Genomic DNA, 23507 nt, shown 5'->3' with positions numbered 1-23507 from the left:
GCGGTCAGCACTTCCGAGCGTACTGGGCGGGGGAGATGCCCAGCGTCCGGGTGAAATCGCGGGTGAAGTGGGACTGGTCGGCATAACCCAGTTCGGCGGCCAGCGCGGCCCAGTCGACGCCGGTGCCGGCCGCCGCGCGCTCGGCCGCCTCCTGCATCCGGTGCCGCCGGATCACCCACTTGGGGCCCACGCCGACGTACTCGGCGAAGATCCGCTGCAGCCGTCGCGCCCCGACGCCCAGGGCCGCAGCCAGATCGTCCACGCGCAGCAGGGCGGGGTCGGCGGCGATGCGGTCCACGATGGCCGCGACCTCGGCGATCACCGGGTCCGGCCGGTCCGGCGCACGGGACCGCAGCAGATCCTCCGCCAGCTCGGCGGCGCGGTCCCGGTCCGGCTCGGCGATGATCGCGTCCGCGACGGCGCGGGCGGAGGGACCGAAGATCTCCTCGACCGGCGTGAACCGGTCGGTGAGGCCGGACACCGGCCCACCGAGGAAGGGCCGGAACCCGCCCGGCCGGAAGCACACGCCGATGACCCGCCCCCGGCCCGCGATCGTCTCGCCGAACACGTCGCGGACGACCCCGACGACCCTCGCTCTGCCTCCGGTCGTGAAGGTCAGGTTGATCGCCGGGCGGGTGAGCACCTGTTGCCGGTGTGGCTCATGGTCGCGCAGGTCCCAGGTGAGGATCCAGAGGTAGTCGGCGAACGCCGCGAGGTCCGGCGAGGGCGCCCGGCGCTCGATGGCGAACCGGTCGAGCGCGGTGCGGCGCCGGAGGATGCCGCGCCCTCCCCCGTATGCCCCTTCGGCCATGGGAGCAGTGTCGCATTTGTTCAATACCGGTCCGCCGGCGCGCCGCTACGGTGGCGTACTCGTCATGGGGGAGCGGCGGATCGGGAGGAGAGAGGTCATGGAGCTGCGGCCGTTGATGGTGCGGGCCGTCGAGGCGTCGAACGCGGTGGTCCGGGGGATCGGGCCGGACATGATGGACCGGGCCACGCCGTGCCCGGAGTTCGACGTGCGCGCGCTGCTCGGCCACCTGTCGGGCTGGATGACCGAACCGGCGCGGGCGGCGGCGCTCAAGCGGCCGAACACCGGCGCCCCCGACGAGGACTTCGCCCCCGAGCCCGGCTGGGCGGAACGCCTCACCGAACGGACCCGCGCGACCGCCGAGGCCTGGTCCGAGCCGGCCGCCTGGGAGGGCACCGCCACTCTGTCCGGAGAGATGGAGATGCCCGCCGGGACGATCGGCGGGCTGGTGTTCGCCGAGTTCCTGCTGCACGGCTGGGACCTGGCCACGGCGACCGGCCAGGAGTTCGCCCTCGACGACGACCTGGCCGAGGCGCTGTTCGGCCAGGTGTCGTCGATGGCGGACATGGGGCGCCGGTACGGGGCGTTCGGACCGGAGGTGCCGGTCCCCGCGTCGGCCTCGCCCGTCGAACGCGCGCTGGGCCTCGCGGGGCGCGACCCCGCCTGGCGGCCCTGAGCGCCGGACGGGCGGGGTTCACGGGCGGTCCTTCAGCCGTTCAGGCGCGCGAACGTGCCTTGCGGGCGCGACGCTTCGCGGCCTTGATCCGACCGCCGGACCTGCCCCCGGTGGACTGCCGCTTGCCCGCGGCGTAGGCGAGGGCGGCGGTCATGGCCAGGACGACGAGCGGCATAATCGGACGGCGCGAACGCGAGAATCCCATCGTTGCACTCCTAGGTACGGTTACCGCTCCGAGCGGGCGGTGGTGGGTGTGATGAACCCGGTATGCCCGGACATCGGTCACGATCAGATCGTGCTCGCGTCAAGTTCTGGGCCGTCGATGATCGACACGGGTTCGACGCCGCCGCGCGTGCCCGGTCAGTGCTCGTCCCAGTGACCGCTGTGCGCGGCGTGCCGGTGCCCGTCGTGGATGTAGTCGACGTGGTCGCCGTGCGGGACGGCGACGTGCCCGCAGCCCTCCCGGTGCTGGTGCTCGTGGTGATCGTGCTCGCTGTGGCCACGGGGCTCGCACTCTTCGCAGTGCCCCTCGTGCATGGCGTCCAGGTGGCCCTCGTGCGCGTAGTCGACGTGGTCGCCGTGCGGGACCGCCACGTGGCCGCAGGCGGGCCCGTGCTCGTGGCCGTTGTGGTGCGACATGGTTCCCCCTTGTTGGTCCCCTTATGACTGGCATTCCCGAATTCCTGCGGGCGGACCCGTCAGGCTAAGTTGATCACCGGTCTCGCGAGGGAAGGAGTTCAACGTGCGGGTGGGCGTGGCGCTGAGCCAGTACGGGGCGTTCGCACGGCGCGACGCGGTCATCGAGGTGGCCCGCGCCGCCGAGGCGCTCGGCTTCGACAGCCTGTGGACCGGCGACCGCATCCTGGACCCGGTGCACCCACGCGATCGCTACCCCGGCAGCGCCGACGGGCGGATGCCGGCCGAGTACACCACCTTCCTCGACCCGCTGACCGTGCTCACCGCCGCCGCCGCGGTCACCGAGCGCGTCCGGCTCGGCACCAGCACACTGAACGCCCCCTGGTACTCCCCGGTGCTGCTCGCGCGGAGCCTCACGACCCTCGACGTGCTGAGCGAGGGCCGCCTCGACGTGGGCCTCGGCCTGGGCTGGTCCTCGGACGAGTACGCGGCGGCGGGCGTGCCGTGGGCGCGGCGCGGCGCGCGGCTGGAGGAGATCATCGACGTCCTGGAGCGGATCTGGGCGGACGACCCGGTCACGTACGAGAGCGGGTCCTTCTCCGTGCCGGAGTCACGCATCGAGCCCAAGCCGGTCCAGCGCCCCCGCCCGCCGATCTACCTGGGCGGCTACTCCTCCGCGGCGCTCGGGCGCATCGGCCGTCGCGCCGACGGCTGGCTGGCCGGGGGCGTGCCGCTGCCGGTGCTGACCCCGATGTGGGACGCCGTGCGACGCGCGGCCGAGGACGCCGGCCGCGACCCGGACTCGCTGCGGATGATGCTGCGCATCAACCCGAGGATCACCGACGAGCCGGCCGCCGCCGACCTGGTGCCGCGGACCGGCACCATCGAGCAGATCGCCGAGTACGCCCGGTCGACCGGCGCGTACGAGGTCTTCACCGACTTCCAGCAGACGACCGGGGACCTGACGCGGATGCTCGACCTCGCCGGGCGCTTCCGCGAGGCGATGGGCTGACCGCTCCTCTCAGGCCCGCGCCAGGGCCGGATCGGGCGTGCGGCTCACCGGGAGCCCGGCCCGCCCGGCGAACCGCCCGAACCGGATTGCGTCCCGTACGGCCGCGCCGCCGGGGTCGTTGTTGAAGTAGACGTAGGCGTCGTCCGGCCACGCGTCGCCGATACGGCCGACCCACGCGCGCAGCGCCTGGTCGCCGTAGCCCGGCCACGGTTTAGCGGCCCCCTCGTGGAACCGCACGTACCCCCAGCCGGCCGTCCGCCACAGCGGCATGAGCGGCCGGCCGAGCCGGTCGGCCCAGCAGAGGGCGGCGCCGCGTTCGGTGAGCAGGTCCCGTACCTCGTCGGTCCACCAGGAGTCGTGGCGCGGCTCGACCGCGACCCGTACGCCCGGCGGGAACGCCCGCAGGCAGCGGTCGAGCCGCTCCGGCTCGGCCCGGAGCGTGGGCGGGAGCTGGAGCAGGATCGGCCCGAGCCGGTCGCCGAGGCCGCGCACGGAGTTCATCAGGCGCTCGACGGGTTCCTCGGGCTCGACGAGCCGCTTGATGTGGGTGAGGTAGCGCGAGGCCTTGACCGCCATCACGAACGCCTCGGGCGTCAGGCCGCGCCAGCGTTCGAACAGTTCCGGAGCGGGCAGGCGATAGAAGGCGTTGTTGTTCTCCACCGTGCCGAACGCGGCGGCGTACGTCTCCAACCAGCGGTTCTGCGCCAGTCCGGCCGGATACAGCAGCCCCCGCCAGTCCTTGTACTGCCAGCCGGACGTGCCAACGAGGATCGGCATGCCGCGTACATACCCGCGGAGGGCGAAGTACGCCTGCCGCCTTTCAGGGCAGCGACGCGTGGACGCCGCCGATGATCAGTTCCAGACCGGCGTGGAAGTCGCGGTCCCGGCGGTCCCGGGGGACGGCGGCCTTACGCGCCTGCTCCTCGAACGTGTAGCCGTTGACGAACGCCAGGACGGTGTCCACGGCGACGACGGCCGCCTCGGTGGTGAGCCCGTCCGCGCCGAGGGCGGCGACGAGGTCGTGGAAGGCGGCGACGGCGGCGCCGCCCGGGTCCTGGAAGCCGGCCATGAGGCGCGCACCGTCGCGGTGGGCCAGCATGACCTCGCGGACGCCGGTCGCGACGTGGCGCAGCCGCTCGTCCCACGGGCCTTCGGGCGGCGGAGGGGCGGCGGCGGGCGGCGTGGCCAGGTGGGCGACCATCGCGTCCAGCAGGGCCTGCTTGCTCGGGTAGTGCCGGTAGAGCGCGCTCGCCCGTACGCCGAGCCGGGCCGCCAGCAGCCGCATGGTGAGGCCGTCCAGACCGACCTCGTCGAGCAGCTCGATCGCCGCCCGAACCACCTCGACGCGGCGCTGCCCCATTGAAGTCCTCCCGATTGACAACTCGGCGTGCCCGATGTGAACATTGTACACGTGAACGTTGTTCACATCGAATGGGGGGGACGGGATGGACGGACGCGTACTGGTGATCGGAGCGGGGCTCGGCGGCCTGACGCTCGCCCACGCCCTCGTGCGCGCGGGTGTCGACGTGCGGGTGTACGAGGCCGACGACGGGACCGGCGACCGCTTCCAGGGGTACCGGATCGGCCTGGCGCCGCCGGGCCTGGAGGCGCTGCGGGCGGCCCTGCCGGAGCGTCTGTACGCGCTGGCGGAGGCCACGGGCGGGTGGCTGACCGGCCCGGGGCTGCTCTTCGACGAGCGGCTCACGGAGTTGAGCCGTGACCACGAGGGGCCGCCGCAGGGGGCTCTGGCGACGGACCGGCAGGTGCTGCGGCGAATACTGCTCGGCGGGCTGGGCGACCGGGTCGCGTACGGCAGACGGCTCGTGGACTTCGCCGAAGACACGGGCGGGGTCACCGCGTGCTTCGCCGACGGCACGGAGTCCCGCGGTGAGGTGCTGGTCGGCGCCGACGGCGGGAACTCCGCGGTACGGCGGCGTCTCGTGCCCGAGGTCGGGCTGGCCGACGCCGACCTGTGCGGGGCGATGGGCCGCACCACCCTCACCGAGCGGTTCCTGCGGCTGGTGCCGGGCCGCGGCACGATGGTGAGGGGCCCGGGGATCACGCTGATGCTGGGACCGATGCGGTTCGGCCGTGAGCCGTCCACGGCAGCCGCCGAGCTGGCTCCCGGCCTGGACCTGCCGTATCGCGACGACTACGTGCGCTGGGTGCTGCTCGTGCCACCGGGGCATCCGGCGGTCACCGCCGTGGAGGACGCGCGCGACCTGGTGCTGGAGCTCATCGACGGCTGGCACCCCGACCTGCTCGACCTGGTGCGTTCCTCCGACATGAGCGCGGTCGGCCGGTCCAAGGTCCTCGACCGGCCGATGCCGCCCTGGCCGGTGGGGCGGGTCACGCTGCTCGGCGACGCCGCGCACCTGACCCTGGCCAGCGGAGGCAACGGCGCGAACACCGCGATGCAGGACGCCGTACGCCTGAGCGCGCGGCTGGCCGAGGCATTGGAAGGCGAGCGGGACCTGTCGTCGGCCTTGGGGGAGTACCAGCGCGACCTGCTCGAACGCGGGAACGCGGCGGTGGAGGTCGGTAAGCGGGCGGCGAAGCGGTTCGTCCCATCGGACACCGCGAACCGGGAAGAGGTGACGCTGTGAGCGAGCGGAGCGAGCGACCTCACCGGGCTCGCCGAGGCCCTCGCGGACGACTTCACCGTCTACGTGCCCGACCGCCGCGGACGCGGGCTGAGCGGCGGACACGGCGAGGACTACGGCGTCGCACGTGAGGTGGAGGACGTGCGGGCCCTGGTCGCGGAGACGGGGACGAACCGGATCTTCGGCCTGAGCTCCGGCGGACTCGTCGCCCTGCGCGCGGCCCTCGCCGTACCCGAACTGGAGCGGATCGCGCTCTACGAGCCGCCGCTGGACGCCGGCGGCGCGATGCCGTTGGACTGGCTGCCGCGCTACGAGCGGGAGCTCGCGGCCGGTCATACGGGCGCCGCCCTGGTCACGGTCCCCCGCCTACCTCCGCGCCGCGCTGAGCCGGCTCGCCGCCGTGCTCCCGCACGCGCGGTGCGTGACCTTCCCCCGCCTCGACCATTCGGGCCCGGCGAACGACGGGGACCCGCTCGTCGTGGCCGATGCGCTGCGGGACTTCTTCACGGCCGATCCCGGCCGACACGGGCGGCCAGGCGGCGCAGGGCGTTCTCGGTGATGGCGAAGTGCTCGCCGGCGACCTCGGCGGCGCGTTCCGCGTCGCCGCCGAGCACCGCCTCGGCCAGGTCGCGGTGGTGCGGCCTGGCCTCCTCGTAGATCTCCCAGGTGTACGGCTCCTCCGACACGCCCAGGCTCACCTCCGACAGCAGGAGCTGGTGCAGCCGTACGAGGCGGGCGTTGTGCGTCGTGCGGGCGATCACCAGGTGCAGTTCGGTGTCGTGGCGGCGGGCCTCGGCCGGGTTCGCCGACCCCTCGAAGGCGGTCAGCGCCGCGCGGATGGCCGCACGGTCGTCGTCGGTGGCGCGCTGGGCGGCGGTGCGGGCGATCAGGCTCTCGATCAGCCGCCGGTAGTCGAACAGGGCCTCGAAGTCCTCCCACTGCGCGAGCAGCGCCTCGCGTACCGAGGTCTCGCTGGACTCGGCCCACTGGGCGCGGACGAACGCGCCGCCGCCCCGGCCTCTCCGCACCTCGATCAGGCCGGCCTCGGTCAGCCGCCGCAGCGCGGCGCGTACGCTCTCGCGGCTCACCTCGAGCAGCGCGGCCAGCTCGCGCTCGCTGGGCAGCCGGTCGCCCAGGCTGAACTCGCCCAGCGCGATCGCCGTCGACAGCCGGTGGGCGACCTGCTCGCCGGTCGTCGCGGCCCGCAGCGGGCCCAGCGGTGGCGGTTCCTCGGCCAATGCGCACCCCGAAAGTCCGGCACGTAAAGGTCTGGAAACTAGACCTTTACCCTCTTATGCTGCGTGGAATGTGATCCCCAACTCTAGGAGGGTCTGCCGGTGAACGAGGGATACGCCGACTTCCGCGGCCACCGGACGTGGTACCGCGTGACCGGGAAGCTGGGCGCGGACAAGGCGCCCCTCGTGGTCCTGCACGGCGGGCCCGGCTGCACGCACGACTATCTCGACTCCCTGGCCGAACTGGCCGGCACCGGACGGGCGGTCGTCCACTACGACCAGCTCGGCAACGGCCGGTCCACGCACCTGCGCGACCGGGGCGCCGGCTTCTGGACCGTCGAGCTGTTCGTGGAGGAGCTGGCCAACCTCATCGCCCATCTGGGCATCGGCGACCGCTACCACGTGCTGGGCCAGTCGTGGGGCGGCATGCTCGGCGCCGAGCACGCCGTCACCGGGCCCGCGGGCCTGCGGTCGCTGGTCATCGCCGACTCGCCGGCGTCGATGGAGCTGTGGCTCGCCGCGGCCGGCGAACTGCGCGCACGGCTCCCGGCCGACGTCCAGGCGACGCTGCTCCGCCACGAGGAGGCCGGCACCACCGGCTCGGAGGAGTACACCCGGGCCACCCGGGTCTTCTACGACCGTCACGTCTGCCGGGTCCCGTGGCCCGAGGAGGTAGCGCGGACCTTCGCGGCGATGGACGAGGACCCGACCGTCTACCACACGATGAACGGGCCGAGCGAGTTCCACGTGGTCGGGACGCTGAAGGACTGGACCATCATCGACCGGCTCGACCGCGTCGCCGTGCCCACCCTGCTGATCTCCGGGAAGTACGACGAGGCCACCCCCGAGGTCGTCCGGCCCTACGCCGACGGCATCGCCGACGTCCGGTGGCAGATCTTCGAACACTCCAGCCACATGCCGCACGTGGAGGAGAAGGACGCCTGTCTCAAGGCCGTCGCCGCCTTCCTCGACCAGCACGACTGAGCCCTGCGAGCAGCACCACCGACTGAGGAGGCCCCCACTCCCATGTCCTCAGAGACCCTCCACTCCTTCGGGTACGAGCAGGAGCTCAAGCGCTCCCTCAGCCTGGCCGACCTGATGATCTACGGCCTGGTGTTCATGGTCCCGATCGCGCCGTTCGCCATCTTCGGCGTGGTCTTCAACGGCGCCAAGGGCATGGTGCCGCTCACGTACGTGATCGGGCTGGTCGCGATGCTGTTCACCGCGCTCAGCTACCGCGAGATGTCGCGGGCCTTCCCGATCGCCGGCTCGGTCTACTCCTACGCGGGCCGCGGCATCAACGACAAGGTCGGGTTCCTCGCCGGCTGGGCGATCCTGCTCGACTACCTGCTGGTTCCCACCCTGCTGTACGTCGTCAGCGCCGCCGCGCTCACCTCGCTGCTGCCGGGCGTGCCGCAGTGGATCTGGATCGTGGCGTTCGTCCTGGTCAACACGGTCGTCAACTATCTCGGCATCGAGTCGACGGCCCGGCTCAACCGGCTGTTCCTGCTGCTGGAGATGATCGTGCTGGCGCTCTTCACGGCGTTCGGCATCGCGGCGATCGCGGCGCACAAGAACGGCGCGCACTTCTCGTTCGACCCGCTGCTCAAGCCGCACCTGGTCACGCCCGGCCTGATCTTCGGGGCGCTGTCCATCGCGGTGCTGAGCTTCCTCGGCTTCGACGGCATCTCGACGCTGTCGGAGGAGGTCAAGGACGGCGACCGGCGTCTCGTCGGCCGGGCCACGGTGCTGTCGCTGTGCGCGGTGGCCGCTCTGTTCATCGTCCAGACGTACGTGGCGTGCCTGCTGGTGCCGCACCAGACGTCGTTCGCCGACGGCGACCCGACCAACGCCGCGTTCTACGACATCGCCAAGATCGCGAGCGGCGCCTGGCTCAAGACGACCGTCGCGGTCGCCTCGGCACTGGCCGCGGGCGTCGCCAACTCCCTCGTCGCACAGGCCGCCACCTCGCGCCTGCTGTTCAGCATGGCGCGCGACCGCAAGCTGCCCGCCTTCCTCGCGCACGTCCACCCCACGAGGAAGATTCCCGAGCGCGCCATCCTGTTCGTCTCGGTGCTCTCGCTGATCCTCGGCCTGACGTTCGTGGGCCAGGTCGACCTGCTGTCGTCGCTGGTCAACTTCGGCGCGCTGTTCTCCTTCCTGCTGCTGCACGTCTCGGTGTTCGTGCACTTCGTGCTCAGGAACGGGAGCCGCCGCTGGCATCTGCACCTGATCGCCCCCGCCGTCGGCTTTGTGATCATCGGTTACGTCCTGGTCAACGCGGACACGCGCGCCAAGGTCGGCGGGATCATCTGGCTGGCCGTCGGCGCGGTCCTGCTCGTCTTCTACCGGCGGACCGGCCGGGGCACCGAGCTCTCTCTGGAGGACTGACCATGCACGTCAAGCGGACCGAGACGCACACCGCCTGGGACCGCGCGCTGGACCCGATCGCGACGGTCGCGCCCGGCGACGAGATCACCGTCGAGACCGCCGACGCGAGCGGCGGCCAGCTCACCGCCGGCTCGACCGCCGCCGACGTGCCCGGCCTGGACTTCACCCGGGTCAACCCGGTCACCGGCCCGTTCGCGGTCGAGGGCGCGCGGCCGGGTGACGCGCTCGTGGTCGACATCCTCGACGTGGAGGTCGGCTCCTGGGGCTGGACCGCCTGCATCCCCGGCTTCGGCCTGCTCGCCGAGGACTTCCCCGACCCGCACCTGCGCGTCTCCACCATCGCGGACGGCCGTGCCGAACTGCTGCCCGGCGTCTCGGTGCCGGTCGTGCCGATGATCGGCACCATCGGCGTGGCGCCGCCCGAGCCCGGACCGCACCCGATGGTGCCGCCGAGCCGCTGGGGCGGCAACCTCGACGTGCGCCACATCGGTCCCGGCGCACGGCTCGTCCTGCCGGTCGGCGTCGAGGGCGCGCTGCTCTCCCTCGGCGACGCGCACGCCGCGATGGGCGACGGCGAGGTGAGCGGCACCGGCGTGGAGACCGACGCGACCGTACGGCTCCGGGTCGGGCTGCGCCGCGACGCCGCGCCGGGGACGCCGGTCATCGAGACGCACCCGCGCACCCACCGCACCGGGGCGGCGCTCGCCACGACCGGAGTCGGGCCCGACCTCATGGCCGCGGCGGTGGAGGCCACCCGCGCGCTCGTGGCGGAGATCGCCGCCCGTACCGGATTGGCCCCCGTCGACGCGTACCTGCTGGCCGGCGTCGCCGCCGACCTGAAGATCTCCGAGGTCGTGGACGCGCCCAACTGGGTGGTGTCGGCGCATCTGGAGCTGGTCCACCTCGGCTGAGGCCTCAGCCGAGGTGGAGGGTCACCGCCGCCTCCGTCTTCTCCTGCACGACGCTGTAGCCCGTGTCGCGCAGGAGCGCGGTGAACCGGTCGCGCGGTCCGCCGTCCGGCACCTCGACGCGCGCCCGCGCCGCCGGGGAGTAGCGCCGGCGGATGGTGGTCCCGTCGTACTGGTACAGCCCCCACTGCGCCCACGGCACGTCCGGCGCTGGATCCTCGTGCTGCATCCAGGCCATCCAGACGTCGCCGTGGACGTACCAGCAGTGGATCGCGCCCTTCCGCCACGCGCCCCGGTGACGGATCCAGACCCAGGGATTCCGAGCCTCGACCCGGTAGGAGCCGGACGGATAGTGATCGAGCTGACGGGCATCGCGCATGACCAGGCATTCTCGAACAAACTTTCGAATGATCGCAAGTTCGCCCTGGTCAAGAATTGATCCGTATCGCCTGGCGGAACGAAGTGCCGATCAGCGCGTACTCGCGCCTACGACCCCGTCACCTTGCCGTTCACCGCGAGGACGGCCGCCGCGCACGCGGCGCCGACCTCCTCGATCGTGGGCGCCGGGATGTCCTCGCGCGCCGGCTCCGGGCGCAGGTCCGCCGCGTCGCCGATGAGCGTCACGCCGCTGTCCAGCAGGTCGGCGACGTCCTCGGCGCTCCAGGCCGCGACGCACGACCGCCAGTGTGCCGGGATCGCGATGCGCGGCCCGCGCTCGGCGCGCGACTGGAAGCCGTCGGTCAGCACCGCCTCCCGCAGCCGCCGGGCCCGGTCCGACGGCCAGCCGGCCGACGCCAGCGCGGCGTTGAGCGAGGTGAGGACCACGGCCTCGGGCGCGGTCAGCCCCGTGTGCACGGGCCGCTCGGCCTCGTCGGAGCGGAACGTGAGACCGGGCACGCCGATCGCCTCGGCGAAGCGCGCCCACAGCAGCTCCGGCGGACGGCCGGGACTGGTCACCACGCGCACGCGGGACTCGCCCACCTCGCGCGCCCAGCGCCGTACGAGGCGCCCGATCGCGAACGCCCGCCACAGATGCAGGTCGACGTCCTCCTCGATCCGCGCCGACGGCATGCGTCGCTGCTCGGCCAGCATGTCGAGGTAACGCTCGAATCCGAGACGCCGGCCGTTGCGGACGTGCTGCTGCCACAGCGACGGCAGCGACCGGCTCAGGCTCCGCGCGGTCACCACGACCTCGACGTCCCGTACGGCCAGCCGGTCGAGCAGCGCGCGGATCGCCGACGCGCGGAGCACCGAGAGCGCCTCGGCGGACAGCAGGACCGTCCCTTTGGTGCGGGCGACCTGGCGTTCGAGGGTCTTCCACGCGCCCTTCTCCGCCGCGGCCCGCTGCTCGGACACCCAGGGGTACTCCGGGCCGAGCAGGCCGTAGGAGGCCCATTCGTGGTTCTCCGTGCGGCGCCGCCGCTTGCCGGCGGGTGTCACCGGGTAGACGACGCCGGCGTCGGCCAGTTCCCCGGCGCCGCTCGCGATGAGCTCCTGGAGGTAGGTCGTGCCGGACTTCTGCAGGCCTATGTGCAAGATCAGGCGGGATGCCATCGGCCACCGTTCGCCGCAAAGGAATGGTCAAGGGATGGCAAATGAGATTAGACGTGATGCGACCGGCGGCCGTTGCTGTGCCGGAATCACCGGGTGAACAGATCATGACCAAACCCGGACGCGGGCATGAGCGTTCGCTTGACGTCGACTGCGTGTTCCCTTGTGAGAGGGGGTGACCGGTGATCCGCGAGAACCCGCCGGTGCTGTTCCGCGCCGCCTGCGTCCTCACGCTCGACGGGCCGGAGACCGAGGCGTTCGCCGTGGACGGCGACCGGATCCGCGCCGTCGGCGACCTGGCCGCGCTGCGGTCGCGGTTCCCCGGCGCCCGAGAGGTCGATCTCGGCGCGGCCACGGTCGTCCCCGGCCTGCACGACGCCCACGTCCACCTCGTGCACGCCGCCGAGGAACTGCTGCACCTCGACCTGTCGGCGGCCGCGGTGAGCGGGGTGGAGGACCTCCTGGGCCGCGTCGGCGCGGAGACGCGTACGACCGAGGCCGGGACCTGGATCCGCGGCGGCCGGTACGACGACGCCAAGACCGGGCCGCTCACGCGCTGGGACCTGGACCGGGCCGCGCCGGACCACCCGGTGCTCGTCGTGCAGGTGGCCGGGCACTGGGGCGTCGCGAACTCCCGCGCGCTGCGCGAACTGGGCATCGACGAGTCCTCGCCGCCTCCGGCCGGGGGAGAGTACGGCCGTTCCCCCGACGGGCGCCTGGACGGGCGGCTGATCGAACGCGCGCTGCTGAACGTGGCCTATCGGGGGACGGCGCGCGGCGGCGCCGTGCTGCCGGCCCCCTCGCCGGAGGAGCGGCTGCGCGGCCTGGAGCGGGTCGTCCGGCGGTGGCACGCCGCGGGCCTCACCTCGATCTGCGACGCGCTGGTCGCGCCGCCGGACGTGGAGCTGCTGCGGCGGGCGCGGGACCGCGGCCTGCTGACGCTGCGGGTCGGCATGCTGCTGTCCGTCGACCACTACGACCGGGCGCGCGCCCTGGGGGTCGGGAGCGGCTTCGGCGACGACTTCCTGCGCTTCGTGGGGGTGAAGGCGTTCGCGGACGGGGCGGTCGGCGGCCGCACGTGCCTGCTGTCCGAGCCGTACGCCGACGGCGGCGGCCACGGCATGCAGACGACCTCGACGGAGGACCTGTTCGAGGCCGTGGCGACGGTGCACCGGGGCGGCGACCGGATCGGCGTGCACGCGAACGGCGACGCGGCGATTCGCCTGGTCCTGGACGCCTTCGCCGCCGCGCGGCGGGACTTCCCCCGGCCGGGCCTCCGGCACCGCATCGAGCACTGCTCGGTCGTGGACGAGGACATCCTGGCGCGGATGCGTGACCTGGACGCCGTCGCCGTCCCGTTCGCGGGCTACGTCGCGTACCACGGGGACGCGCTGAACCACTGGTACGGCCCGTCGCGTACGGAGCGGATGTTCGCGCACCGGTCCTTCCTGGACGCGGGCGTGACCGTGGCGGGCTCGTCGGACCATCCGTGCGGCCCGTACGAGCCGCTGGTGGGCGTCCAGTCGATGGTGACGCGGGAGGGCCTGGACGACGGGGCCCCGGTCGGCGTCTCGCAGCGGGTGAGCGTGGAGGAGGCGCTGCGCGTCTACACGATCGGCTCCGCCGAGGCGGAGGGCGTGGCCTCCACGCGCGGGCGCCTCGCGCCCGGGTACGCGGCCGACTTCGTGGTCCTGGGCGAGAACCCGCTGACCGCCGACCCGCACGGCATCGCGTCCATCCCGGTGCACGCGACGTATGTCGCCGGCCGCCGCGTCCACGGCGGCGTTTGATGGTCGCGCTCGCCTCCTCACTCGCTACGCGGACGGCTCGTCCCTCACCGTCCACTCCGCTCGCTCGTCGGCTCGCCGCACGCATTTGCCGGTCGCGCTCGCCTCCTCACTCGCTACGCGGACGGCTCGTCCCTCACCGTCCACTCCGCTCGCTCGTCGGCTCGCCGCACGCATTTGCCGGTCGCGCTCGCCTCCTTACTCGCTACGCGGACGGCTCGTCCCTCACCGTCCACTCCGCTCGCTCGTCGGCTCGCCGCACGCATTTGCCGGTCGCGCTCGCCTCCTCACTCGCTACGCGGACGGCTCGTCCCTCACCGTCCACTCCGCTCGCTCGTCGGCTCGCCGCTCCGGGTCAGCCGACGAGTTCCAGGGCGAGGGTCAGGCCGGCGGCGTGGCGTTCCTCGGCGGTGATGTCGGTGTCCTGCAGGACGAACATCGCGGCGTTGATCGAGGCCAGGGCCATCACGCACTTGAGCTGGGCGAGGGCCGGGGCGTCCCGGTCGGTCAGCAGGCGGACCATCGTGCGCATCCGCTCCTGTAGCTGTTCGCCGACGGACAGCTCACGCATCGAGGAGCGTACGTCCTGGAGCAGCCGTCGCATGCCGGGCGGGCTGTCGTGGGCCAGCCGGGCGTACCGCTGGACCAGCTCCCTGCGGGTCTCCGGGGTGCGGGGCTGGTCGCGGAGCCAGGCGATGATCGCGTCGGTCTCGGCGATGAGGCCGTCGAAGAGGCTGACGACGATGTCCTCTTTGCTGTTGAAGTGGTAGTAGAGCGCCGCCTTCGTCACGTGGAGACGCTCGGCGATCTCCCGCAGCGAGGTCTTCTCGTAGCCGTGCTCGGCGAACAGCTCCAGCGCCGTCGCCTGGATCCGCTCGCGTGTGTCGCTTCGGCGCTCGCCCATCCCCCGCCCCACCTGCCTTACTTGACGCCCGGTTAGTTGGTAGCTTACCGTACGGCAAGTAAGATTGCTATTGGTGGGAATCGGGGTACCTGATGTCCTTTCGGGGAGGGGTGGACCAATGACGGTCACGGACACCGCGGAGGTGACTCCGCCGGAGACGGCGGCACCACCCAGGAGCACGCGGTCGATCTACATCGCGATGATCGGCCTGATGCTCGGCATGTTCCTGGCCATGCTCGACAACCTCATCGTCGGTACGGCCCTGCCGACGATCGTGGGGGACCTCGGCGGCCTCGCCCACCTGTCCTGGGTCGTCACCGCGTACGCGCTCGCCACCGCGGCCGCGACGCCCATCTGGGGCAAGCTCGGCGACCTGTACGGCCGCAAGGGCATGTTCATGTCCGCGATCGTCGTGTTCCTCGCGGGCTCCGCGCTCTCGGGCATGTCGCAGAACATGGACCAGCTCATCGGCTTCCGCGCGCTGCAGGGTCTGGGCGCCGGCGGTCTGATGGTCGGCGCGATGGCGATCATCGGTGACCTGGTCCCGCCGCGCGAACGCGGCCGCTTCCAGGCGCTGATCGGCGGCATGATGCCGGTGGCGTTCGTCGGCGGACCGCTGCTCGGCGGCTTCCTGACCGACCACGCCAGCTGGCGCTGGGCGTTCTACGTGAACCTGCCGCTGGGCGCCGCCGCGCTGCTGGTGACCGGCCTGGGCATGCGCCTGCACACCCAGCACGTCAAGGCCAAGATCGACTTCATCGGGGCGTTCCTGCTGACCGTCGGCGTCGTCTCGCTCACCCTGGTCGCGAGCTGGGGCGGCACGGAGTACCCCTGGCTGTCCTGGCAGATCATCGTGCTGGCGATCGTCGCCGTCGTGACGCTGGTGCTCTTCGTGTACGCCGAGAGCAAGGTGTCGGAGCCGATCCTGCCGCCCCGCCTGTTCCGCAGCCGCAACTTCAGCGTCGCGCAGATCCTCAGCTTCCTGGTCGGCGCCGCGATGTTCGGCGCGGTCAACTTCCTCCCGCAGTACATGCAGTACGTCCAGGGCGCCTCGGCCACGGCGAGCGGCCTGCTGCTCCTGCCGCTGATGTTCGGCATGCTCATCGTGATGCTGACCACCGGCCAGCTCATCACCCGCAACGGCCGCTACCGCATCTACCCGATCATCGGCGGCGCGATCCTGACCGCCGGCATGCTCATCCTCCTCATGCTGAAGGTGGACACCGGCACGGCGGCGAGCTCCGCGCTGACCCTCGGCGTCGGCCTGGGCATGGGCTTCATCATGCAGAACACGATGCTGGTCACCCAGAACAGCGTCGAACTGCGTGACATGGGCGCGGCCAGCGGCTCGGTCACCCTCTTCCGTACGATCGGCGGCTCGCTCGGCGTCGCGCTGCTCGGCTCGATCTACACCAACCGCCTCCAGGACACCCTGTCCGAGCACCTCGGCTCCAAGGCCGGCGGCTCGCTGACCGACGGCGGCGTCCACGTGACCCCCGCGGCCCTGCACAAGCTGCCGCAGATGGTCCGCGACGCGTTCGAGCTGGGCGTCACGAACGGCGTGCACGGAGTGGTCGTCGGCGGGGCCGTGCTGGCGTTCGCCGGGTTCCTGGTCGCCTGGCTGATCCGCGAGGTGCCGCTGCGCGGAAGCGGCCCGGCGGCCGCCCCCGCCGCCCCGGCGGCTCCGGCGGCGGTGTCGGCCGCGCCGACGGCCCCGGCCGCTTCGGTCGCCGGGCCCGCTCAGGGCGTGGGTCGTCACGCGGCCCCGACCGTCGTCGACCCTGTGCCGCCGCGCGGCAGCGTGATCCACGGTTTCGTCGGCAGCCCCGAGGGCGCCCCGGCGACCCGGGCGGTGCTCACGCTGATCGACATCCAGGGCCACCAGCTCGGCCGCACCTCCGCGGGGGCGGACGGCCGGTACGAGCTGACCACGCCGGGCGCGGGGACGTACGTCCTGGTCGCGTCGTCGGAGGGCCACGAGCCGCAGGCGAGCACGCTGGTGGTCGGCGACCGGCCGGTGGAGTTCCACCCGGTCCTCGCGGGCTCGGCGGGACTGACCGGCCTGGTCCGCGACGCGCACGGCGAACCGGTCCCGGACGCCCGGGTGGTCGTGACCGACCTGTACGGCGAGGTCGTGACGACCGGCACCACGGGCGCCGACGGCCAGTACGCCTTCTCCGGCCTGCCCTCCGGCGCCTACACCCTGGCGGTCAGCGCGGCGACGCACCGCCCGACCGCGATCCCGGTCGAGCTGAACGGCGCGCGCACCCACAAGGAGATCGAACTCCCCGCGGGCGCCCGCATCGGCGGCACGATCCAGGCGGAGGGCCGCGGCCCGCTGCCGGACGCCCGGGTCACGCTGGTGGACGCCCAGGGCAACGTCGTGGGCGTCACGACCACCGGCCCGGACGGCACGTACACCTTCGGCGACCTGACCAGCGGCCAGTACACGATCACGGCCTCCGGCTACCCGCCGGTCGCCTCCTCCGTGGTGCTGAACGGCAAGGACGAGGAAGCCCACGACGTGTGGCTGGGCCACTGATCCGGCACCTGACCGGCCGACCTCCGGTCTGACTCACGGGCGACCGCCGTCGACGGCGGTCGCCCGTCGCGTTTCAGGGCAGGGCGGAGAGGCCGAGGACCCGCGTCAGCCCGTGGTCTTCGCCGGTAGCGATCACGCTGAGCCGAGGCCGGCCACGATGACCGTGGTCAGCCGGCTCAGGTAGGCGTCGTCGACCGGTCCCTCGTCCAGCAGAAGGCGCACCAGCAAAGGCGAGATCAGCAGGTCGAGGCCGAGCTCGTGGTCGATGTCGGCGGGCAGTTCGCCGCGTTCGACCCCCCGGCGCAGAACGGCGGCGGCAGCGGCACGACGTGGTCCGGCCACCGCCTCGCGGAGCGCGGTGCCGAGTTCGGGACTGCGCGTGGTCTCGGCCATCATGTCCAGCGCGATCCGTCTGACCCACGGATCGCCGGCCTGCGCGACGATCACATCCAGGAAGCCGCGCACATCGCCGGTCAGAGACCCGGAATCCGGCACCTCCGGCACGTTCCGGCGCACCGCCGCCTCGAGCAGGTCGAGCAACATGGCCTGCTTGGACGGCCAGCGGCGGTAGATGGCGGCCTTGCCGACGCCGGCCCGCCGGGCGACCGCGTCGACGGACATGCGGGCATATCCGGTCTCGGCCAACTCGTCGAACATCGCGGTCGTGATCGCGCTGGTGACGGACTCCTGGAGCACGGCGGCGCCGGCCGGCTCGCGCTTGTGCGGCATGCCGCGCAGTATAGCCACGACGGAACGGTTGCGTTCCATCGTTGCCATTACTACCCTTCGCCATGGAACGTCGGAACGGACCCGTTCCGACGTATCGGAGGGGAGTCGGTCTTGAACATCCACCCGCTGCGCATCGGTCGCACCAAGGTTCCGTTCGGCCAGTTCTACGGTGGCCTGCAAGGGTTTTCCCTCAGCGAGTTCGCCGCCGACAAGGACCACTTCATCTGGGTGCCGATCCACGCCTACCTGCTTGAGCACCCGACCGTCGGCCCGCTTCTGGTGGACACCGGGATCAGCCCGGCGCAGGCCGCGCACACCGACTACTACCGCAGTTCGATCATGGAGCACGTGATGGACGCCGACGAGTACGACCTGCCGGCCGAGGAGACGATGCCGGCCCGGCTCGCGCGGCTCGGCCACCGCCCGGAGGACATCCGCGCGGTGTTCATCACGCATTTCCACGAGGACCACGTCGGCGCGCTCAACCTGTTCGCGCACGCCCCGGTCTACCTGGGCGCGGCCGAGTACGCGGCGCGCGAGGACAAGGTGTTCGGCCTCGTGCCACTGGCCTACCCGCCGTCGATCGCGGCGATCACCGACTGGCGCCCACTCGAATTCACCGGCCCGGCCCTCGGCGGTTTCGCCGGTTCAGCGGACGTGTTCGGCGACGGCAGTGTCATCGCTCTGCCCACCCCGGGGCACAGCCCCGGCAGCACGAGCGTCCTGGTCGACCACCGGTTCCTCCTGACCGGCGACGCGATGTACACCATCCGGCACCTCGCGGTCGACCAGGTGCGCGCCATCCAGACCGGCGGCGAGACGCGCTACGTCGACTCGATCCGCCGCATCCAGTGGCTGCGCCGGGAACTCCCGGAACTGCTCGTCCTGACCTCGCACGACCACACCGAATACGGCGAGCGGTTGATCACCGGCCTGGCCACCGGCCAACTGTCCGATGCGGACCTCACCTGGGCCAAGTCCTACGAACGGGCCACCTTCGACGAACTCGCCAACATCAACCCGGCCCGGCTCCCTCGCTTCGTGCCGGCAGCGGACGGCGGCCCGGTCGGCCACGCCGAGTGAACAACGTCGCGCTCCCCTCCGGGACGCGGTTCGCCTCTCTACCAGGACCAGTAGTAGCGGCCGTCCGCGGCCCAGGTGCTCGGGACGGTCTGACGGATCGCGAAGGCCATGCCGAGGCCGCGGGCGATGTACTGGGTGCGGTCGATCCGCAGGCTGTAGGCGTGGCCGTTGTCGTCCCACCACTGCTCGTGCTGGCTGAGGCAGGTCCGGCCGGTGAAGTAGGCGTTGGAGCAGGACGCCGGCGCGGTCCACCGCTGCCTGTGGCGGAAGTGGACGACCGTGCCGGCGGCCGGGGACGTTATGGTGCCGGACGCGTCCAGGCAGTAGCCGGCGGACGGAATGGTCCACCGCACGTAGTGCTGACGGCCGCCGTCGGAAGGCAGATCCGTCATGTTTCCGCAGCCGGCGTCGCCGATCTTTTCCGACGTGACGCGCTGCACCTGGGTGACCGGCTTGTCCTGGCCGCCGGAGTACCCCTCCAGCTCCACCCAGTCGCCGCGGCGGACGAAGCGCTCCGCGTAGGCGGGCGGCCACTGCGCGGGGTCTCCCCAGGAGATGTCGCTCGTCGATGAGTCCTGCGGGCTCCAGGCCCACTGGCCCCCGACCTGGCTGCCGGACCAGTACTGGCCCGCGGATCGGGAGAACATGCGCGAGTAGTCGCCGTAATTCTCCGCCGCGGCCGTGGCAGCCGATCCGGATGCCAGTACGACCATCGCCGACCCGGCCGCCGCCAGCGCCGAAAGCCTCTTCCGCATGCGTGTGCACCCCCGCCTGATGACAACGTCTGAATTCGAGCCGGAAAGTATCAGGGAGGATCGGCCGCATCGGCACGCTTCAACGATTTTGGTAACGCGCGGTCGACTCAGCGGCTCCAGGCGGTGGAGCCGCCGATCAGGGCGTCCGCGACGGTGTCGCGGACCTCGGCGTGCGACGGCGTCGGCAGGCCGCGTGCGTCGGCGACGCGGCGCAGGGACGTCATGGTCACGTCGTGCAGGCCGCAGACCGTGAAGCGGTCGAATGCGCTCATGTCCGGGTCGACGTTGAGGGCGAAGCCGTGGCTGGTGACGCCCTGGCGGATCCGCATGCCGATCGAGGCGACCTTGTGATGGTCCGGGGTCCAGACGCCGGCCAGGCTGGTGGCGCCCGGCGGAGTGTCGCGGCGGAGCGCGGGGAAGCCCAGGCGGCCCAGCGCCTCGATGAGGCCGTTCTCCATCCAGCGGACGATGTCGACCGGCCCGTGCCGGCCGATGTCCGCCACGAGATAACCGACGAGCTGCCCGGGACCGTGGTAGGTCGCGAACCCGCCCCGGTCCACCTCCACCGTGCGTATCCCCAGGTCGGCGGGGAGATCGGCGGCGGACGTGCGCGGGCCGTACGTCACGATCGGCGGATGGCTCAGCAGGAACAGCCGGTCTCCGGCGAGACCCTCACGGCGCTCCTTCACCCATCCCGCCATCCGCTGCCGTGCGTCCTCGTACTCGACCTCACCCAGGTCGACGCGTTCGAGCATGTCACCCTCCGACGAGCCTGATGAACACCAGCCAGTATCGTCCGGGCTCAGGCGCTACGGGCCGGGGGATCGACGCGGCGCAGGCCGCGCTCGGTGGCGGCGAGCACGCCGACGCCGTCACGGGCCGCCAGGGCGTTCACCGCGCCGGTCGTGTCGTCCCGGCCCGCGGCCCGGCCGGTCTCGGCGTCCAGCCACACGACGCCCGAGTCCAGGCCGACGGCCAGCCACGCGCCGTCGGGAGTGAAGCACAGTGACGCCGACGAGGCCTGACCCGGCGCGACGTCGTCGTCGATGTGCAGGTCCCAGGCGGGTTCGCCGGACCGCGTCCAGATAACGGCGACGAGCCCGCGAGGTCCGCGCCGGCCGTGGTCGGGACGGACCCAGGTCGCGAACCTGCGCCCGTCCGGGGCGAAGGCGACGTCGGTGACGATCTCGGGGCATTTCCCGGTGGGGAGCCCGGTCGTGCGCTCGTAGCGTCTCCGTAGGTTCCCGTCGTCGCCGACGTCGAGCACGGTCGGCCACCACGTGCCCTGCATGGAGTTGCCGACCGCGAGCACCGTCCCGTCGGGGCTGAACCGCGGCACCACGCTCCAGTCGCCGAAGCCGGCCGGCTCGCAGACCGCCTCGCCGCGGCCAAGGTCGATCAGGCGCACGCACTCAGACGCGGGGACGACCAGATACCGCCCGTCGGGGGACGGCACCGGCGTGCCGTACATGTCGTCCGGGAGCGCCTCCAAGGGGAGCTCACGAGAGCGCCGGAGGTCGGCCCAGTCCCGCGACCACACCGAGTCGCCGTCGGAGAAGGCCAGCACCGTGCCCCCGCCGTACGGTCCGCGGACGGGCCTGCGCCCGCCCACCCGGATGACCTCGACCGGCGCGATCGACGGTGCCAGCCGCCACCGTACGAGCACCGCGCCGGAGAACGCGGTGGTCAGCGCCTCCGGCCGATCCGGGTGGACCGCGACACGCCCCTGCGGGCTCACTGCGGCCTCGTCCAACGTCAGTTCCACCGGGCGCCCGGACGCCTCCACCATGGCGACCAGTCGTTCTCGCAGCTCACCCGGACCGGTCAGGTCCGAGGCCAGCGCGCCGAACGGGTCGCGCAGTCCCGGATCGGCGCCGCGTTCGAGCAGCAGCTCGACCACCGGCACCCAGTCCTCGTCGGAGGCGGCCCGCCGGGCGGCGTCGTGCAGCGGCAGGCCCGGCCCGCCGGTCCGGTGCGGAGCTCCGGCCTCGACCAGCAGCCGTGCGACGCGCGGGTCGCCGGCCATGTCCAGCGGTGTTCCGCCGCGCGAATCGAGCGCGGCGGGGTCGGCGCCCGCGGCGAGGAAGGCCCGCACCACGTCCAGGCGGTCGTTCTCGACCGCGATGTGCAGCGGCGTCTGGCGGAACAGGTATCGCGCCGCCAGCCCGCGCGGCCCGGCGGCCTCGGCGAGGAGCTCCGCCACCTCGCCACCGGCCGCCCAGTGCAGCGCCGTGTCGCCGTTCGTCCGGGCGGCGAGCGGATCCGCGCCGCGTTCGAGCAGCAGCCGGACCGCCGGCGCGGAATCGGCTCGCCACGTGGCCGCGATCAGCGGGGTGATGTCCATCCAGCCCCGGACGTTCACCGACTCCGGGTCGGCGTCCAGCAGCTCCGCCAGGAGGTCCGTGTCACCGGCCGCCGCCGCCTCGATGATCGGGTGATCGTTCCGCAAGACACTTCCTCACCAGAGCCGACGACTGCCCGCAATCTATCGGTGGATCAGCGGGCGTACGCGGCGGCGAGGGCGTGGAAGACCTCCTTCGGCTCCCACCGGGTCTCGTCGAGGAACTTCACCACCCCGTACGAGGCGAGGTCGAGGTCCTCGCGCGGGTCCGCCCGGTGCGGCAGGCCGTACCCGGCGAAGGTGAACCAGAAGGCGCCCTCCACGCTTTCCTCCTCGAAGATCTCCAGCAGTTCGCGCAGGTAGGAGACCTGTTCTCCCTCGTCTCGCACGTAGTCGCCGTTGATGCGGGAGGACCGGCGGTCGGCGATCATCCAGCCGGTGCCGCCGCGGCCGGCCGCGCCGCGGAACGCGCAGCAGCCGAACTCGCTGACCACGACCGGCCTGCCGTACGCGAACCGCCGGCGTAGCTCGGCGCGGAACCCGGCGGCGTTCGACTCGTCCCGGTACGCGTCGACGGAGACGATGTCGAACGGCGTCCAGTCGACGTCCTCCCACAGGCCCGACGCGTAGGTGACCTTCCCGCCGAACCGCCGCCGCACGGTGCCGGCCGCCTCGGCGAGGAAGCCGTTCACCTCCCGTACGAGGCCGGGGAAGGCGGCCACGACCTCCGGATCGCCCGACATGACGCCCTGGATCCGCTGGAAGACGTCCTCGCCGGGCAGGAAGCCCGCCGCGAACAGGCTCAGCTCGCAGCCGGTGACGAAGACGACCTCCGCGCCCCCGCGCCGCAGGTCCTCCGCGTGCCCGGCGCACTCCTCGAACAGGCGCAGCATCGGCTCGGGCGTCAGGTCGCAGGGGAACGGCGAGAACCAGACCTCCAGCCCGGCCTCGGCCGCGTACCGTCCGGCGACGGCCAGCCGCCCGGCGTCGTCGCCGGTGATCCGTACGGCGTCGCAGTGCAGCCGGTCGGCGATGACGCGCATCTCGCGCCGTACGGTCTCGTGGTCGAACCGCTCACGTGACAGCCGGCCTCCCGGGCGGAACCCGGTGTCGTAGGTGATGCCTCCGCGCATGGTGCTCTCTCTCGTGTCGCTTGCCCGCGACCAGCGTGATCGAGCCCTCGAGCACCCGGCAGATCGATGTGTCCACGATTCGCAAGTACAAGTGTCCTATTTCGCAAATTTTTGGGTATCAAGGCGGCGACCATGACCTTGGAGGTATTCATGAGAGTCACGACAGCCGTGGTCCTCATCTGGCTTATCATCGGCGCCATCGCCGCCGGTCAACGGCACTACTACAGTCGCGGCCCGAGCAACTGCTCCCAGGCCGGCACGCTCCTCGTCACGATCATCGCGGGCCCGCTCAACTACGTCGGCGTGAACCCGAAGATCTCCTGCAAGACTCCCGAACCCAGCAAGTGACCCACACGTGGCACGGGGACCTCGCCGCGAACGGCGGGGTATCTCGTTGCCCTCCGTCGAGGCGA

The 23507-nt window shown here is 72.2% G+C and carries 24 protein-coding genes and 1 pseudogene; 11 read left to right on the top strand and 14 right to left on the bottom strand.

The genetic code is table 11. The features are described from left to right. Window positions 1–4: 4 nt before the first annotated feature. Complete coding sequence (locus ACQEV1_RS44680) at window positions 5–811, bottom strand: helix-turn-helix domain-containing protein (protein WP_433403179.1); 807 nt, start codon at window positions 809–811, stop codon at window positions 5–7. A 97-nt stretch (window positions 812–908) separates the two neighbouring features. Here ACQEV1_RS44680 and ACQEV1_RS44675 point away from each other — a divergent pair, with 97 nt between their 5' ends. Then, window positions 909–1484 (top strand): TIGR03086 family metal-binding protein, encoded by a 576-nt coding sequence (locus ACQEV1_RS44675; protein WP_285626877.1) that lies wholly within the window; start codon window positions 909–911, stop codon window positions 1482–1484. A gap of 40 nt (window positions 1485–1524) precedes the next feature. On the opposite strand, the gene ACQEV1_RS44670 is transcribed toward ACQEV1_RS44675, so the two are convergent. Continuing rightward, complete coding sequence (locus tag ACQEV1_RS44670; protein WP_285626880.1) at window positions 1525–1659, bottom strand: hypothetical protein; 135 nt, start codon at window positions 1657–1659, stop codon at window positions 1525–1527. A 185-nt stretch (window positions 1660–1844) separates the two neighbouring features. Then, on the bottom strand, window positions 1845–2123 hold the full coding sequence (locus tag ACQEV1_RS44665; RefSeq protein WP_285579960.1) for a hypothetical protein: 279 nt from the start codon (window positions 2121–2123) through the stop codon (window positions 1845–1847). A 103-nt stretch (window positions 2124–2226) separates the two neighbouring features. On the opposite strand from ACQEV1_RS44665, the gene ACQEV1_RS44660 reads away from it, so the two are divergent. Continuing rightward, complete coding sequence (locus ACQEV1_RS44660; protein ID WP_433403175.1) at window positions 2227–3132, top strand: TIGR03619 family F420-dependent LLM class oxidoreductase; 906 nt, start codon at window positions 2227–2229, stop codon at window positions 3130–3132. Between the two features lie 9 nt (window positions 3133–3141). On the opposite strand, the gene ACQEV1_RS44655 is transcribed toward ACQEV1_RS44660, so the two are convergent. Further along, the gene (locus ACQEV1_RS44655) at window positions 3142–3909 is read right to left on the bottom strand and encodes a DUF72 domain-containing protein (RefSeq protein ID WP_285579964.1); all 768 of its coding nucleotides are present in this window, start codon (window positions 3907–3909) and stop codon (window positions 3142–3144) included. A gap of 43 nt (window positions 3910–3952) precedes the next feature. Continuing rightward, on the bottom strand, window positions 3953–4492 hold the full coding sequence (locus ACQEV1_RS44650; protein ID WP_285626885.1) for a TetR/AcrR family transcriptional regulator C-terminal domain-containing protein: 540 nt from the start codon (window positions 4490–4492) through the stop codon (window positions 3953–3955). A gap of 85 nt (window positions 4493–4577) precedes the next feature. Between ACQEV1_RS44650 and ACQEV1_RS44645 the strand changes: the two genes are divergently transcribed. Together ACQEV1_RS44645 and ACQEV1_RS44640 are read left to right on the top strand one after the other, a co-directional pair. Beyond that, window positions 4578–5738, top strand: a complete 1161-nt coding sequence (locus ACQEV1_RS44645; RefSeq protein ID WP_433403170.1) for an FAD-dependent oxidoreductase — start codon at window positions 4578–4580, stop codon at window positions 5736–5738. Between the two features lie 36 nt (window positions 5739–5774). Continuing rightward, a pseudogene (locus ACQEV1_RS44640) lies at window positions 5775–6215 on the top strand (alpha/beta fold hydrolase); the annotation flags it as partial. A 23-nt stretch (window positions 6216–6238) separates the two neighbouring features. Here ACQEV1_RS44640 and ACQEV1_RS44635 read toward each other — a convergent pair. Beyond that, the gene (locus ACQEV1_RS44635; protein ID WP_285626890.1) at window positions 6239–6973 is read right to left on the bottom strand and encodes a FadR/GntR family transcriptional regulator; all 735 of its coding nucleotides are present in this window, start codon (window positions 6971–6973) and stop codon (window positions 6239–6241) included. 99 nt (window positions 6974–7072) lie between these two features. On the opposite strand from ACQEV1_RS44635, the gene ACQEV1_RS44630 reads away from it, so the two are divergent. Genes ACQEV1_RS44630 through ACQEV1_RS44620 form a run of 3 tightly spaced genes read left to right on the top strand, consistent with a single transcriptional unit; the run spans window position 7073 to window position 10272 of the window. After that, complete coding sequence (locus tag ACQEV1_RS44630; RefSeq protein WP_433403167.1) at window positions 7073–7954, top strand: proline iminopeptidase-family hydrolase; 882 nt, start codon at window positions 7073–7075, stop codon at window positions 7952–7954. 42 nt (window positions 7955–7996) lie between these two features. Then, window positions 7997–9361: an APC family permease gene (locus ACQEV1_RS44625; RefSeq protein ID WP_433403165.1), complete on the top strand. Its 1365-nt coding sequence runs from the start codon at window positions 7997–7999 to the stop codon at window positions 9359–9361. A gap of 2 nt (window positions 9362–9363) precedes the next feature. After that, window positions 9364–10272 (top strand): acetamidase/formamidase family protein, encoded by a 909-nt coding sequence (locus ACQEV1_RS44620; RefSeq protein WP_285626900.1) that lies wholly within the window; start codon window positions 9364–9366, stop codon window positions 10270–10272. A 4-nt stretch (window positions 10273–10276) separates the two neighbouring features. On the opposite strand, the gene ACQEV1_RS44615 is transcribed toward ACQEV1_RS44620, so the two are convergent. Then, window positions 10277–10648 (bottom strand): hypothetical protein, encoded by a 372-nt coding sequence (locus ACQEV1_RS44615; RefSeq protein ID WP_285626902.1) that lies wholly within the window; start codon window positions 10646–10648, stop codon window positions 10277–10279. Window positions 10649–10755: 107 nt separating this feature from the next. Further along, window positions 10756–11823 (bottom strand): hypothetical protein, encoded by a 1068-nt coding sequence (locus ACQEV1_RS44610; RefSeq protein ID WP_285626904.1) that lies wholly within the window; start codon window positions 11821–11823, stop codon window positions 10756–10758. A 179-nt stretch (window positions 11824–12002) separates the two neighbouring features. Here ACQEV1_RS44610 and ACQEV1_RS44605 point away from each other — a divergent pair, with 179 nt between their 5' ends. Then, a complete protein-coding gene (locus ACQEV1_RS44605; protein ID WP_433403162.1) occupies window positions 12003–13610 on the top strand; it encodes an amidohydrolase in 1608 nt (535 codons plus the stop codon). Window positions 13611–13962: 352 nt separating this feature from the next. Here ACQEV1_RS44605 and ACQEV1_RS44600 read toward each other — a convergent pair whose 3' ends face one another. After that, on the bottom strand, window positions 13963–14511 hold the full coding sequence (locus tag ACQEV1_RS44600; RefSeq protein WP_433403159.1) for a TetR/AcrR family transcriptional regulator: 549 nt from the start codon (window positions 14509–14511) through the stop codon (window positions 13963–13965). Between the two features lie 118 nt (window positions 14512–14629). Between ACQEV1_RS44600 and ACQEV1_RS44595 the strand changes: the two genes are divergently transcribed. Further along, entirely contained in the window at window positions 14630–17053 is a 2424-nt protein-coding gene (locus tag ACQEV1_RS44595) for a DHA2 family efflux MFS transporter permease subunit (RefSeq protein ID WP_433403156.1), read from the top strand. Window positions 17054–17185: 132 nt separating this feature from the next. On the opposite strand, the gene ACQEV1_RS44590 is transcribed toward ACQEV1_RS44595, so the two are convergent. Continuing rightward, window positions 17186–17821 (bottom strand): TetR/AcrR family transcriptional regulator, encoded by a 636-nt coding sequence (locus ACQEV1_RS44590; protein WP_433403153.1) that lies wholly within the window; start codon window positions 17819–17821, stop codon window positions 17186–17188. A gap of 72 nt (window positions 17822–17893) precedes the next feature. Between ACQEV1_RS44590 and ACQEV1_RS44585 the strand changes: the two genes are divergently transcribed. After that, the gene (locus ACQEV1_RS44585) at window positions 17894–18865 is read left to right on the top strand and encodes an N-acyl homoserine lactonase family protein (RefSeq protein ID WP_433403152.1); all 972 of its coding nucleotides are present in this window, start codon (window positions 17894–17896) and stop codon (window positions 18863–18865) included. Between the two features lie 38 nt (window positions 18866–18903). Here ACQEV1_RS44585 and ACQEV1_RS44580 read toward each other — a convergent pair whose 3' ends face one another. The 4 genes from ACQEV1_RS44580 to ACQEV1_RS44565 form a co-directional block, all read right to left on the bottom strand. Beyond that, window positions 18904–19620 carry a hypothetical protein gene (locus tag ACQEV1_RS44580; RefSeq protein ID WP_433403149.1) on the bottom strand — a complete coding sequence of 239 codons (717 nt, stop codon included), beginning with the start codon at window positions 19618–19620 and terminating at the stop codon, window positions 18904–18906. 107 nt (window positions 19621–19727) lie between these two features. Further along, on the bottom strand, window positions 19728–20375 hold the full coding sequence (gene lipB / locus ACQEV1_RS44575) for a lipoyl(octanoyl) transferase LipB (RefSeq protein WP_433403147.1): 648 nt from the start codon (window positions 20373–20375) through the stop codon (window positions 19728–19730). Between the two features lie 47 nt (window positions 20376–20422). Further along, window positions 20423–22069, bottom strand: a complete 1647-nt coding sequence (locus tag ACQEV1_RS44570; RefSeq protein ID WP_433403145.1) for an ankyrin repeat domain-containing protein — start codon at window positions 22067–22069, stop codon at window positions 20423–20425. A gap of 47 nt (window positions 22070–22116) precedes the next feature. Then, entirely contained in the window at window positions 22117–23094 is a 978-nt protein-coding gene (locus ACQEV1_RS44565; protein ID WP_433403143.1) for a hypothetical protein, read from the bottom strand. Window positions 23095–23244: 150 nt separating this feature from the next. On the opposite strand from ACQEV1_RS44565, the gene ACQEV1_RS44560 reads away from it, so the two are divergent. Next, window positions 23245–23442: a hypothetical protein gene (locus ACQEV1_RS44560; protein ID WP_285626925.1), complete on the top strand. Its 198-nt coding sequence runs from the start codon at window positions 23245–23247 to the stop codon at window positions 23440–23442. Window positions 23443–23507: the final 65 nt, after the last annotated feature.

The sequence above is a fragment of the Actinoallomurus sp. CA-142502 genome, assembly GCF_050936355.1.
GTDB lineage: Bacteria > Actinomycetota > Actinomycetes > Streptosporangiales > Streptosporangiaceae > Actinoallomurus > Actinoallomurus iriomotensis.
Note: the sequence above shows the minus strand (reverse complement) of the source record. Positions and strands in the feature narration are given on the sequence as shown.

Coding starts and splice junctions, on each gene's coding strand:
- ACQEV1_RS44600 (WP_433403159.1), bottom strand. CDS start 14,511: ATGGGCGAGCGCCGAAGCGACACACGCGAGCGGATCCAGGCGACGGCG.
- ACQEV1_RS44565 (WP_433403143.1), bottom strand. CDS start 23,094: ATGCGCGGAGGCATCACCTACGACACCGGGTTCCGCCCGGGAGGCCGG.
- ACQEV1_RS44615 (WP_285626902.1), bottom strand. CDS start 10,648: ATGCGCGATGCCCGTCAGCTCGATCACTATCCGTCCGGCTCCTACCGG.
- ACQEV1_RS44580 (WP_433403149.1), bottom strand. CDS start 19,620: ATGCGGAAGAGGCTTTCGGCGCTGGCGGCGGCCGGGTCGGCGATGGTC.
- ACQEV1_RS44625 (WP_433403165.1), top strand. CDS start 7,997: ATGTCCTCAGAGACCCTCCACTCCTTCGGGTACGAGCAGGAGCTCAAG.
- ACQEV1_RS44655 (WP_285579964.1), bottom strand. CDS start 3,909: ATGCCGATCCTCGTTGGCACGTCCGGCTGGCAGTACAAGGACTGGCGG.
- ACQEV1_RS44595 (WP_433403156.1), top strand. CDS start 14,630: ATGACGGTCACGGACACCGCGGAGGTGACTCCGCCGGAGACGGCGGCA.
- ACQEV1_RS44645 (WP_433403170.1), top strand. CDS start 4,578: ATGGACGGACGCGTACTGGTGATCGGAGCGGGGCTCGGCGGCCTGACG.
- lipB (WP_433403147.1), bottom strand. CDS start 20,375: ATGCTCGAACGCGTCGACCTGGGTGAGGTCGAGTACGAGGACGCACGG.
- ACQEV1_RS44670 (WP_285626880.1), bottom strand. CDS start 1,659: ATGCCGCTCGTCGTCCTGGCCATGACCGCCGCCCTCGCCTACGCCGCG.
- ACQEV1_RS44675 (WP_285626877.1), top strand. CDS start 909: ATGGAGCTGCGGCCGTTGATGGTGCGGGCCGTCGAGGCGTCGAACGCG.
- ACQEV1_RS44620 (WP_285626900.1), top strand. CDS start 9,364: ATGCACGTCAAGCGGACCGAGACGCACACCGCCTGGGACCGCGCGCTG.
- ACQEV1_RS44590 (WP_433403153.1), bottom strand. CDS start 17,821: ATGGAACGCAACCGTTCCGTCGTGGCTATACTGCGCGGCATGCCGCAC.
- ACQEV1_RS44680 (WP_433403179.1), bottom strand. CDS start 811: ATGGCCGAAGGGGCATACGGGGGAGGGCGCGGCATCCTCCGGCGCCGC.
- ACQEV1_RS44650 (WP_285626885.1), bottom strand. CDS start 4,492: ATGGGGCAGCGCCGCGTCGAGGTGGTTCGGGCGGCGATCGAGCTGCTC.
- ACQEV1_RS44560 (WP_285626925.1), top strand. CDS start 23,245: ATGAGAGTCACGACAGCCGTGGTCCTCATCTGGCTTATCATCGGCGCC.
- ACQEV1_RS44665 (WP_285579960.1), bottom strand. CDS start 2,123: ATGTCGCACCACAACGGCCACGAGCACGGGCCCGCCTGCGGCCACGTG.
- ACQEV1_RS44610 (WP_285626904.1), bottom strand. CDS start 11,823: ATGGCATCCCGCCTGATCTTGCACATAGGCCTGCAGAAGTCCGGCACG.